Genomic DNA, 11,888 nt, shown 5'->3' with positions numbered 1-11,888 from the left:
TGTGAAACGAATACTTGCAGGCTTAGTCGCTATCGCCATGTCGATTGGCATTCCTATGGCACGCGCCGACGAGCTGTCTGACTCCGATGTAAAACGGCTGGCTCTCGAAGCCATTTTGGAAAACCCTGAGATCATCATGCAGGCGATTCAATTGCTTCAACAGCGCGAGGATCAGGCAAAAGCCGAAGCAATTGGAAGCGTCTTGGAAAATCAGCGTGAATTGCTGGAACAGGATCCGAATGCGCCTGTAATCGGAAACCCGGAAGGCGATGTAACCGTGGTCGAGTTTTTCGACTATAACTGCCCATATTGCAAACGCGCTGCCCCGGTCGTGAAGAACGTAATCGCGGGCGATTCCGATGTGCGAATTGTTTATCGAGAATGGCCCATACTTGGAGAAGGTTCCGACTTCGCGGCACGCGCTGCGCTGGCCTCACGAAACCAGGGAAAATACGAAGAATTTCATTGGGCGCTTATGGCTCTGAACGGTCGTGCCACTGAGGCCAGTGTACTGAAAGTTGTTCGGGAACTTGGCCTGGACGAGGATCAATTGCGCGCAGATATGGAAGCGCCGGAAGTCGACGCGCATATTCAGATTTCCATGGAATTGGCCCGACAGCTTGGCTTCAGTGGCACTCCTTCGTTTGTGATTGGAGATGCGCTTGCCCCGGGTCTGATCACCGAAGATGAAATGACCCGGTTAATCGTGGCAGTCAGAGACGCAAGATAGAACCAAGGGGGCGACAGCATGTGCGCTCCTAAGTTTATCATGCGATCGTGGCTTCGTATCCCTCGGACTTCAGCGCTGCAAGGATATGATCAAGTGAATTGGTGCTTAAGACACGTACCCTGCGGTTTTCCATGTCAAAGTCCAACTGTGCGGAGGAATCCACCGTGGCAACGGCTTTTTCGATAGCTGACTTGCAGTGCCCGCAGCTCATATCCGGGATATTTAGGGTCGTCATGGATGTTTGCTCCTGTGTTCCGTCGTCCCGGCTAAAGTATTCCAGCACAGGAAGGTCAAGTCGTGATTATTGGATCGTCAAAATTAGTGGCAAAGAAAGTCAGCCCCATCCCTTGACCTTCCACTTGCTGGAACCCTTATGTTTCCCGTCAGCAGAACATTGGTGGTGACAATATGACTGAAATTTCACATGCAAGGTTTCAAGTTCAGGGTATGAGCTGTGCGTCCTGCGTAGGGCGGGTTGAGCGCGCGTTGAAAGATGTGCCAGGGGTAGATGCCGCTTCGGTTAATCTCGCCAGCGAAAGCGTTCAGGTCGATTTCCGCGATCCAGCCGATAAAGCGGCCATTGCTGATGCGTTAAACAGCGCCGGATATCTGGCACGGACGGAAGAGGTAACGCTGGATATTCAGAACATGTCCTGCGCATCGTGCGTGGGGCGCGTTGAACGGGCATTGCAAGCAGATGATGGCGTCTTGTCCGCGTCGGTCAATCTGGCCACCGAAAGTGCAACTGTACGTTATGCTGAGGGAGTCACAACACCCGAAGCCATCGCGGCGCTTGCGGCATCTGCTGGCTATCCGGCGAGCCTGCGATCCGCGACGCAGACCGAACCACAAGACCGCAAAGCCAAAGAGATTCGCCAATTGGCCCGGCGAACAAGCTTTGCCGCCTTGCTCGCTTTGCCGGTCTTTATCCTTGAAATGGGCTCGCATGTTATTCCGGGCATGCACCACCTGATAGCGAGCACGATCGGCATCCAGAACAGCTATTACCTGCAATTCCTTCTAACCACGATCGTTCTTTTTGGGCCAGGTTTGCAGTTCTATACTAAGGGATTCCCTTCCTTGTTCAAAGGCGCGCCGGACATGAATTCTCTGGTGGCTCTGGGCACTTCGGCGGCTTATGGGTTCTCGCTTGTTTCCACCTTTGCGCCGGGTGTTCTTCCCGCCGGAACCGCAAACGTCTACTACGAGGCCGCAGCGGTGATCGTGGTTCTCATATTGCTGGGGAGGTTCCTCGAGGCGCGCGCCAAGGGGCGAACTGGTGAAGCGATCCGAAAACTGGTCGGTCTGCAGGCAAAAACAGCGCGCGTTGAGCGCGACGGATCGGTTGTCGAGCTACCGATCGAGCAGATCGTTGTAGGGGATATTGTGCACGTTCGACCGGGCGAAAAAATCGCGGTGGATGGTGCCGTAGTGACCGGCGCGTCATATGTCGATGAAAGCATGATCACCGGCGAGCCGGTTCCTGCCGAAAAGACCGAGGGCGCAACTGTGGTCGGCGGAACAGTTAATGGCGCGGGCGCATTGACGTACCGGGCTGAAAAGATCGGCGCAGACACTATGTTGGCCCAGATCATTCAAATGGTCGAACAAGCACAGGGTGCCAAGCTTCCGATTCAAGGCTTGGTTGACCGCATCACGCTGTGGTTCGTGCCGGTAGTGATCGCTGTGGCCGTAATGACTGTGCTGGTTTGGATGTTGTTCGGACCCGATCCTGCGCTCAGCTTGGCGTTGGTAGCCGGGGTTGCGGTACTGATCATTGCTTGCCCCTGCGCCATGGGGTTGGCCACACCCACCTCAATCATGGTCGGCACCGGCCGCGCGGCCGAGATGGGTGTCCTGTTTCGAAAGGGCGACGCCTTGCAAATGCTGCAGGAAACCACCGTTGTTGCGGTGGACAAGACGGGGACCTTGACCGAAGGGCGTCCGGAGCTGACCGACCTGATTGTGGCCGAAGGATTGGCCGAGGATGAGGTTCTGCGCCTTGTTGCTGCCGTTGAGGTCACATCCGAACATCCGATCGCCACGGCCATCGTGCGCGCGGCTGAAACCCGTGGTCTGGAGCTTTCGAAGCCAGAAGACTTCACGTCGATCACCGGTTACGGGGTAAGCGCCTCAGTCGAAGGCCATACAATCCTGATCGGGGCCGACCGCCTGATGAGTCGCGAAGGGGTTGAAATGGGCGCGTTGTCTGATCGGGGCGCTGAACTCGCAATCAACGGAAAGACTCCACTTTATGCCTCCGTAGACGGAGTTATCGCAGCCGTCATCGCCGTGGCGGACCCAATCAAGACCACCACGCCAGACGCAATTGAAGCTTTGCACGGACTGGGGCTGAAAGTAGCGATGATTACCGGCGACAATACCGCTACAGCCAAATCCATCGCGGCGCAGCTTGGCATCGATCATGTCGTGGCCGAGGTTCTGCCAGAGGGTAAAGTATCCGCGTTGCAAGATCTGCGCTCAAATGGCGGAAAACTGGCCTTTGTGGGTGATGGCATCAATGATGCCCCCGCTCTGGCGGCGGCTGACGTAGGAATTGCGATCGGGACAGGCACTGACATCGCCATCGAGGCGGCTGACGTCGTTCTGATGTCAGGCGACCTGACAGGCGTGGTCAACGCCTTCGATATTAGTCAGCGCACCATGCGTAACATCCGCCAAAACCTGTTCTGGGCTTTCAGCTACAACACGCTGCTCATACCGGTTGCAGCGGGGGTGCTCTATCCGTTTGGCGGCCCGTTGCTGTCGCCGGTTTTGGCTGCAGGTGCCATGGCGCTGTCCAGTGTATTTGTCCTGACCAACGCGCTGCGGTTGCGCTGGGTTAAGCCGATCAAAGTTGGGCGAGAACAGATCTCGCAGAATGAAGAGCAGGCGCTGCGATCAGCGCCTGCTGAATAGAATAGGAGAACCGCTGTGAATATCGGAGATGTAGCAGAACGTTCGGGTCTGCCTGCCAAAACCATCCGTTATTACGAGGATATCGGATTCATCAAACCCAGGCGCAGTCTGAACGGGTATCGACATTTCGACGAAAAGGAACTGCACAAACTGGCCTTCATCGGGCGGGCCCGCTCATTGGGCTTTACCATTGAGGATTGCCGTTCACTACTGGCGTTGTACGAGGACAAAGAACGCGCAAGCGCGGACGTGAAGGATATCGCCAAACAGAACCTAAAAGAAATAGATGCCAAGATCGCGGACCTGAAGGCCATGCATGCTACACTGTCTCATTTAATCGATGAATGTGCCGGAGACCACCGTCCCGACTGCCCGATCCTGAAGAACCTCGGCCAAACTTAGATGCGCTCATCGTATGAACTGCCTCCTATTTTGGCAGTTTGTTACGTGTATTCGCGGGAATCCGCTTCATTTCGATACAGCGCACCAACTCACCTGTTTTTTCCTCCGACTGGCTTGAACACTCGTTACGTTCGTCCTAACTGCACGGGATGAAGTGGAAGTTTTTCTCAGTGTTGCGAATGACGTTTCTGACATGCGTCTGCTTGGCGATGACCTTCGTCGGCACTGTTGTGGTCGCGAGCAGTGACGTCAAAAACAGTAGCACCTCTGAGCCTCACGGCGTTTCAATGGCTGCAAAGTCATCAGACTTCAAACACGACCATAGCGGTTTGCATCCGACGACTGGCCAAATCCACACGGATAGCCACGTAAATCACAGCGGAGAATGTCATTCCGGTATCTGTTGTGTTGGCGAATATCCGACCCACGTAGGACTTGCGGTTTTGGCTGAAGCTTTTGGCCAGAAAAACCGTAACATGGATTCCGACATCCACAACTCTCAAGCGCCTCTGACGCCCGATCGTCCTCCACAAATCTCCTAACATCCACAGGCCCGTCAGCGCGGGTTTTCATGTTGTTTCGGTTCGAGCATGCACTGCGACCGTCAGGAGATTATTATGCGTGGAAGATATGCGGCACTATCAGTACTTGCCTTGGCGATTGGCCTGGGTGGAGGTGTCTTTCTTGAAAGACTGTACCTGAATCCAATTGATCAGGGCCAGTCGAACGAACCAGAGGTCCTTTATTGGGTAGCACCGATGGATCCGAATTTTCGGCAGCCTGGACCTGGAAAATCGCCGATGGGTATGGACTTGATCCCGGTTTATTCTGGGCAGGAACCTACCGGCGACCCTGAAGAAGTCACCCTGAGCGCTGCGGAAATCAACGCAATTGGTGTGCGAACTGCGGTTGCACGCATGACTGATATCGAACCTCGCATCGAAACGGTGGGTTTCGTCGGCTTTGACGAACACCTGACCAATCACGTTCATACGCGTGTTGAAGGTTGGATTGAGCAACTGAAAGTTCGAGCGGTCGGTGATCGCGTTGAGAAGGGGCAAGTTTTATTTGAACTCTTTTCACCACTGATCGCAGCTGCGACCGGCGATCTTGTACGCGCAGTCGAAGCTGGTGACCCGCGGATTTTGGACGCGGCGCGCAATAAGTTGATCAGCCACGGTATGTCCGCTCGTCAGGTTGCTGAGATTGAGGCGGGCGGTGAGTTGGTTCGAAATGTGGAAATTGAGGCACCTCAAAACGGTGTCGTCATAGCTCTGAATGCCGCCGATGGCATGTACCTGCAGCCAGGCACGCTTGCTTTTTCGGTAACCGATCTTTCTGAAGTATGGCTGATCGTTGATGTATTTGAACGAGATATTGCACGTTTGTCGGAAGATATGCGCGCGATAGCAAGGTTCGAGCACCTACCCGGTCGCACCTTCGAAGGCGACATCGACTATGTTTACCCTGAGCTTGATCCGCAAACCCGAACTCTTCCCGTAAGGCTTAGTTTCGATAACACCGACGGCGTGCTGCGGCCGGGCATGTTTGGCAGTGTTAGCCTTATACCGGATGAAAGCCGAAATGTTCTCACTGTTCCATCAGAGGCGTTAATTCGTACCGGTTCGGCGGAACGCGTCATCTTAAAAACAGGCGATGGTACTTTTCGCCCGAGACTGGTGACTACAGGTCTTCGAGACAGTTTCGGCGAGGGGGGTCGAACAGAAGTTCTGCAAGGGCTTGAACCTGGTGAGGAAGTTGTCGCATCCGCACAGTTTCTAATCGACAGTGAAAGTGCTTTGAGCGCCGGTTTCACCCGAATGGCACCAACGGATACCGAACCAGCACGCGGGGCAGGCACCCTGGTTTCACTCGATGCCCAAAATCGTATGGCAACTGTTCGTCACGATGTTCTCGAAAGCCTCGATTGGCCCGCAATGACTTCGCAGTTTCCGGTGAGGTCTGGTGTTTCGCTCGACAGCTTGAGTGCAGGCGACGCAGTCGCTTTCGTGATCGCACGGGGTGCGGATGGGCTTCTGAGCCTGATGGAGCTTGCACCAGACGATGGTATTGCCGGAACTGGTGCCGGAATCGCGCGCGCCGTCACTTCAGACGGCAAATTGACGCTTGAGCACGGACCGATCCCCGAGCTCGGTTGGGCCGCCATGACAATGGATTTGCCTGTTGTAGGAGTAGATCTCACTACCGTGCCAATCGACATGCCAATTGAGTTTGATCTGGCTGAGGGAGAAGGGGGGATGTTCTCGATTGTGGCAATTCGCGAAGAGGGCTCGCCGCCGACGGATTCCGTTGAACCCGAAGAAACCGACACGCCTTCTGCTCCACCGATTGTAGTCACCGGCACGATCAACCTCGTTAATGCTGAGGCGGGAACGGCAACCATCACTCACGGGCCGATGACTGAGATTGGCATGCCCGGAATGACCATGGATTTCCCATTAGAACCTACATTGGACACAAGCATGCTCGAAGTCGGTTCTGAAATGACTCTGACTTTCGCGCGTGCAGATGGCATGACAATGGTGTTGGCTGCGGCAACGCCTATTGCACCGCCACTTCAGGTTTCTGGCCGGATTAACAGTATCGACCCGAACGCGCGTACCGCGAACGTAACACACGGTCCGATGACTGAGATCGGCATGCCGGGCATGACCATGGATTTCCCGGTTGCGGAGGGGATTGAGGTTTCTAACTTGCCTGTAGGGATTGATGTTTCTTTGATCCTTCGCCGCAATCCCGACTTTTCGATGACGCTGTTAGAGGTCGCGCTTGATGGGAGTGTTACGCAGTGATCACGGCCATCATTCGTTCTTCGCTCGCCAACAGGTTCGTCATCTTGGCCCTCGCATTCATGATAGGAGTTGCGGGTATTTGGGCCATTCGTGAGACGCCGGTTGATGCAATCCCGGATCTGTCGGATGTCCAGGTAATTGTTCGCACGCCATATCCCGGGCAAGCGCCTCAAGTTGTCGAAAACCAAATCACATATCCACTTGCGACAGCCCTATTGGCCGTACCCGGTGCAAAAGACGTTCGCGGGTTCTCGTTCTTTGGAGACAGCTTTGTATATGTTGTCTTTGAGGACGGGACGGACCTCTACTGGGCTCGGTCGCGTGTGCTCGAATACTTGGGCCAGATTACCGGCAGCTTACCTGAGGGCGTGTCACCACAACTTGGCCCTGATGCGACTGGGGTCGGGTGGATTTATCAGTATGCGCTGGTTGACAGAACCGGAAATCATGATCTGGCTCAGCTCAGGACTCTGCAGGATTGGTTTCTGAAATACGAATTACAAGCCGTGGAAGGCGTCTCAGAAGTCGCCACCATCGGCGGAATGGTCAAACAGTACCAGGTCGTCGTCGACCCAAACAAACTACGTGCCTATGACATAACACTTGCACAATTGAGGACGGCTATTCAGGCGGCCAACCGCGAGACGGGCGGCAGCGTCATTGAGATGGGGGAAGCCGAATTCATGGTCAGGTCCTCGGGCTACATTGACGAATTGTCAGACCTTGCAAGCGCGCCGTTGATGGTCAACGACCGTGGCGCCGCTCTGACGCTTGGAGACGTCGCTGAAATCCGTCTGGGGCCGGAAATGCGGCGCGGTGTCGGAGAACTCGACGGGCAAGGAGACGCGGTTGGTGGAGTAGTCATTCTGCGATGGGGTGGGAATGCGTTGGCAACGATCAAAGCGGTGGAGGCGCGCATCGAAGAGTTGCGCTCAAACCTGCCGGAGGGGGTCGAAATCATAACGACCTACGACCGATCTGGTGTGATCGAGCGTGCTATCGATAACCTCCAGAAGAAACTGACGCAGGAATTCATTGTCGTTGTTCTTGTGTGCGCGGCTTTTCTACTTCATCTGCGGTCATCCCTCGTAATTCTTCTGTCGCTCCCTCTGGGAATCTTTGCCGCATTTATTCTGATGAAGGCGCAAGGAGTAAACGCAAACATCATGTCGCTCGGCGGCATAGCCATCGCTATTGGTGCGATGGTCGACGCATCGATTGTGATGATCGAGGCGATGCACAGGCGGTTGGAAAAAGAAAAGCTCACAGCAGAGAACCGATGGCGGATTGTGCAAGAGTGCGCTTCTGAGGTGGGACCAGCCCTTTTTTATTCTCTGGCGATTATCACGGTTAGTTTTTTGCCTGTTTTCGTTCTGGAAAATCAGGAAGGTAGGCTCTTCTCGCCACTCGCTTATACCAAAACCTACGCCATGGCTGCAGCCGCCATCCTTTCGATAACGCTGGTTCCGGTCTTGATGGGTTACTTTGTAAGGGGGCGTATTCTACCGGAGCGAAAAAATCCGCTAAATCGCTTGGTTGTGTTCGTGTACCGCCCATTTCTGGACGCGGCAATTGCCTGGCCATGGGCAACAACACTGTTGGCCGGCGTTCTGGTGACGTCCATGTGGTACCCGTACCAGAGAATTGGCTCTGAATTCATGCCCGAGTTGAACGAAGGTGATTTTCTCTACATGCCGAGCTTCTACCCCGGGATCTCGACGGGAAAAGCCCGTGAGGTACTGCAGCAGACCAACCGCCTGATCGCGACCGTGCCTGAAGTCGAAACTGTTCACGGTAAAGTTGGGCGTGCGGAGACTGCAACCGATCCAGCACCTCTAACGATGGTGGAGACCACAATCCAACTCAAGCCGGAAGAAGAATGGCGCCCCGGCATGACAATGGAGAAAATCCGGAATGAGCTCGATCGTATCGTTCAGGTTCCGGGCGTTACAAATGTTTGGATCCAACCTATCAAGAACCGCATCGATATGCTTGCGACAGGTATCCGTACTCCTGTCGGTGTCAAAATATCCGGCACCGACTTGGAGGTCATTACAGATATAGGGATCGAAGTAGAGCGTGCGGTCGCTGATATTGATGGAACGGCTTCCGCCTACGCAGAGCGACCTGTTGGCGGGCGTTTCATCGAAATCGACGTCAAACGAGATGCCGCCTCCCGATACATGATGAGTGTTCGAGAAGTTCAGGACGTAGTGCAGACCGCAATTGGCGGTATGCAAGTGTCGGAATCTGTGGAGGGGCTGGAGAGGTTTCCTATAAACCTTCGGTACCCTCAGGCATGGCGAGACAGCCCGGAACGGCTCGAAAATCTTCCTGTCGTCACGCCGTCGGGTGCTCATGTGCCACTGTCCGCTCTCGCCGATATTCGAATAGTTGACGGGCCGGGAATGATACGATCAGAGAACGCTCGACGAACTGGGTTCGTGTTCATCGACATCGCGGGGCGCGACCTGGGCGGCTATGTGGCCGAAGCACAAGAGGTGGTTACAGAAAAGGTCGACCTGCCTCCAGGTTACTCGCTGACTTGGTCAGGGCAGTATGAGTACATAGAGAGAATGCAGGACAGGTTGACGATCGTTGCTCCTGCAACCCTGCTAATTATCACGCTCATGCTTTTCTTGGCGTTCAATCGGGTGATTGAGGTCGGGATAATTCTTGCGGCGCTCCCGGTCGCATTGGCAGGTGGGGTTTGGTTCTTATGGTATCTTAACTTCGATATCTCAATTGCTGTGCTCGTGGGCTTCATCGCGCTGGCGGGAGTTGCCGTGGAAACAGCGATTGTCATGTTGTTGTACCTCAATCTTGCTTGGGAGAAACGTCGAGGGCTGGCGCAATCGGAACAGCGAAAGCTGACACGTGACGATATCGAAGACGCGGTGTTCGAAGGAGCCGTTCTTCGGGTTCGGCCGAAGGTAATGACTGTAGCCACGATCTTTGCAGCACTGATACCCATCATGTACGGCACCGGTACAGGCTCTGAAATCATGCAGCGGATCGCTGCGCCGATGATTGGGGGCATGGTGACAGCGACCCTTCTTACGCTTTTTGTCATTCCCGCAATATTCGTGATTTGGAAACGGCTCGCGCTCAATCGCGTGAACCGAGAGATCTCCCACACGATCCAGGAAGTGCCCCCTGCGCTTCCGGCAGAATAATACCCACAACCTTGAAACAGGAGCATCTGATGAAAACTTTGACTGCAATTTTGGCCCTATTGGCCGTGTCTACAACATCCGGCATCGCGCAAACGAACCACGGCATGGACCATTCCAACATGCCCATGTCTTCCGAACAGATGGAAGGTGCGGTCCACGCAAAGGCTTTGGTGAACTCAATTGGCGACGAAACCGCTAACGTCAGCCATGATCCGATCCCCGAGATCGGGTGGCCCGCGATGACGATGGATTTGCAGCTTCTTGAGAATGCCCAGATGATGGGTGAGATCAGCGCAGGTGACGAAGTCACACTGATGTTGGTCAAAAGCGATGATGGTATGTATGCGATCGGCGCGATCATGAAAAACTGAGTCTGTTGATGCGGCAGCTATTCACCAATGATGTGATTGTTCGCCGTTTCAACGACTGTAGGAAATTCTATGAACTAAGAGAAATGGAGTAGGAGCCACTCAAGAACCAAATCGTATTTCAACGATCTGTGGCTCTGCTCATAAGTTATCAGTCCATTGTCGGTTAAAGGCGCTTTAAGCAATTCGTTGACTGATTGAAGCTCCAAAGCTCAGAAAATCTTCCGGCTATACTGATTGAACAGAGCAATCCAGGCAAGCAGTACACAAACTGCCAACGCTTCGGTATCTCCGGCCCGCGCCACTGCAGTTAAACTGCGCAAAATTCTGGAGCTACTTGCGCAGCCCAGTGGAAATCTGACCGACAAGCAAATCCCACCTAAAACATTTCACAATTGGAATGTGTGTACTACATTGTCGCCGAGATGACTTCACGCGGCCATTCAACGGACCAGCGTCGAATTGTCTGGGGCGTTGCCTTGTTGGTTTTTGCTTCAGTCGAAAACGCAGCGCGGAGCGGTCAAAATGAGGATATCTCCAGGGCGACGACTTGGGAAAACGATACGACATGACAGCTAACACAAGAGAGCACTGGGACGATGTCTATGGCGAGAAGTTTGACACCCAATTGAGTTGGCACGAGGATGATCCAGAGATATCGCTTGAACTCATCGAGTTGATCAGAGTGTCTAAGCCTTCATCCGTCATCGACATTGGTGGAGGTACATCTCGTCTTGCTGGAGCGTTGCTTGCGAAGGGGCTCCATGACGTGACAGTTCTCGATCTATCGCAGGTCGCGTTGGACACGGCCCGGGAAAGGTTGGGGCGCGCCGCTGAAACAGTCACTTGGATTTCTGCAGATATAACTTCTTGGGTCCCCGATCGCAGATATGACGTCTGGCATGATAGGGCGGTTTTTCACTTTCTCGTGGATACATCGCAACGCGCGGCCTATCTGGAAAGCGTGAAGAAAGGGGTAAAAATTGGCGGCCATGTGATCATTGCTACGTTTGCACTTGATGGGCCGGAGACTTGCAGTGGTCTCCCTGTCGCCCGCTATAGTCCGAGCGATATCGCCGTGCTTTTTGAGGAACACTTTGAACTCGTCGCGCATCGCCATCACCTGCACCAAACCTCTTGGGGGGAAAGTCAGTCTTTCCAGTTCAGTGTTCTCCGCCGCTGCGTTTGAGCCCACACCTGAAACTGGCCCAAAGCGGTACGCTTCCAATAAGCTTTCGGGGCATGCCGATTGTGTTCACAAGTTACGTTTGGCCCTCAAAAACTGGCAGAACCACCTTAGCGCACAAGCCGCCAGTTTCCCCGTTTAGCAATTCTATCGTGCCACCGTGCGACTGGATGATCGTACGTGCGATCGACAGCCCCAAGCCGGTTCCGCCAGTCTCTCGCGAGCGGGATGTTTCAAGCCGCACGAATGGGTCGAATACCGCATCGAGCATATGCTCGGGGATGCCGGGCCCCT

At 54.3% G+C, this 11,888-nt stretch carries 10 protein-coding genes; 7 read left to right on the top strand and 3 right to left on the bottom strand.

What is annotated here, in order from left to right; genetic code table 11:
• The first annotated feature begins 1 nt into the window (after position 1).
• Positions 2–730 (top strand): DsbA family protein, encoded by a 729-nt coding sequence (locus ACR0DX_RS19200; RefSeq protein ID WP_414478956.1) that lies wholly within the window; start codon positions 2–4, stop codon positions 728–730.
• Between the two features lie 37 nt (positions 731–767).
• Here ACR0DX_RS19200 and ACR0DX_RS19195 read toward each other — a convergent pair whose 3' ends face one another.
• Positions 768–965, bottom strand: coding sequence for a heavy-metal-associated domain-containing protein (locus ACR0DX_RS19195; protein WP_170417905.1), 198 nt, complete (start codon positions 963–965; stop codon positions 768–770).
• Positions 966–1,138: 173 nt separating this feature from the next.
• Here ACR0DX_RS19195 and ACR0DX_RS19190 point away from each other — a divergent pair, with 173 nt between their 5' ends.
• Together ACR0DX_RS19190 and cueR are read left to right on the top strand one after the other, a co-directional pair.
• The gene (locus ACR0DX_RS19190; protein WP_170417908.1) at positions 1,139–3,649 is read left to right on the top strand and encodes a heavy metal translocating P-type ATPase; all 2,511 of its coding nucleotides are present in this window, start codon (positions 1,139–1,141) and stop codon (positions 3,647–3,649) included.
• Between the two features lie 15 nt (positions 3,650–3,664).
• Entirely contained in the window at positions 3,665–4,051 is a 387-nt protein-coding gene (gene cueR / locus ACR0DX_RS19185) for a Cu(I)-responsive transcriptional regulator (RefSeq protein ID WP_152460772.1), read from the top strand.
• Between the two features lie 302 nt (positions 4,052–4,353).
• On the opposite strand, the gene ACR0DX_RS19180 is transcribed toward cueR, so the two are convergent.
• Positions 4,354–4,545, bottom strand: a complete 192-nt coding sequence (locus ACR0DX_RS19180) for a hypothetical protein (RefSeq protein WP_170608328.1) — start codon at positions 4,543–4,545, stop codon at positions 4,354–4,356.
• A 96-nt stretch (positions 4,546–4,641) separates the two neighbouring features.
• On the opposite strand from ACR0DX_RS19180, the gene ACR0DX_RS19175 reads away from it, so the two are divergent.
• The 4 genes from ACR0DX_RS19175 (at position 4,642) to ACR0DX_RS19160 (ending at position 11,597) form a co-directional block, all read left to right on the top strand.
• The gene (locus ACR0DX_RS19175; RefSeq protein WP_480666902.1) at positions 4,642–6,864 is read left to right on the top strand and encodes an efflux RND transporter periplasmic adaptor subunit; all 2,223 of its coding nucleotides are present in this window, start codon (positions 4,642–4,644) and stop codon (positions 6,862–6,864) included.
• Positions 6,861–10,040: an efflux RND transporter permease subunit gene (locus ACR0DX_RS19170; RefSeq protein ID WP_170417917.1), complete on the top strand. Its 3,180-nt coding sequence runs from the start codon at positions 6,861–6,863 to the stop codon at positions 10,038–10,040. Before ACR0DX_RS19175 ends, ACR0DX_RS19170 begins: the two co-directional genes overlap by 4 nt.
• Positions 10,041–10,069: 29 nt before the next feature.
• Positions 10,070–10,411: a copper-binding protein gene (locus ACR0DX_RS19165; RefSeq protein ID WP_170417920.1), complete on the top strand. Its 342-nt coding sequence runs from the start codon at positions 10,070–10,072 to the stop codon at positions 10,409–10,411.
• A gap of 565 nt (positions 10,412–10,976) precedes the next feature.
• Entirely contained in the window at positions 10,977–11,597 is a 621-nt protein-coding gene (locus ACR0DX_RS19160) for a class I SAM-dependent methyltransferase (RefSeq protein WP_170417923.1), read from the top strand.
• Positions 11,598–11,670: 73 nt separating this feature from the next.
• On the opposite strand, the gene ACR0DX_RS19155 is transcribed toward ACR0DX_RS19160, so the two are convergent.
• The coding region (locus ACR0DX_RS19155) for an ATP-binding protein (protein WP_480847104.1) at positions 11,671–11,888 on the bottom strand (218 nt) is incomplete at its 5' end.

The organism is Ruegeria sp. D3 (assembly GCF_056534465.1).
Note: the sequence above shows the minus strand (reverse complement) of the source record. Positions and strands in the feature narration are given on the sequence as shown.

Coding starts and splice junctions, on each gene's coding strand:
- ACR0DX_RS19195 (WP_170417905.1), bottom strand. CDS start 965: ATGACGACCCTAAATATCCCGGATATGAGCTGCGGGCACTGCAAGTCA.
- ACR0DX_RS19190 (WP_170417908.1), top strand. CDS start 1,139: ATGACTGAAATTTCACATGCAAGGTTTCAAGTTCAGGGTATGAGCTGT.
- ACR0DX_RS19175 (WP_480666902.1), top strand. CDS start 4,642: ATGCACTGCGACCGTCAGGAGATTATTATGCGTGGAAGATATGCGGCA.
- ACR0DX_RS19165 (WP_170417920.1), top strand. CDS start 10,070: ATGAAAACTTTGACTGCAATTTTGGCCCTATTGGCCGTGTCTACAACA.
- ACR0DX_RS19160 (WP_170417923.1), top strand. CDS start 10,977: ATGACAGCTAACACAAGAGAGCACTGGGACGATGTCTATGGCGAGAAG.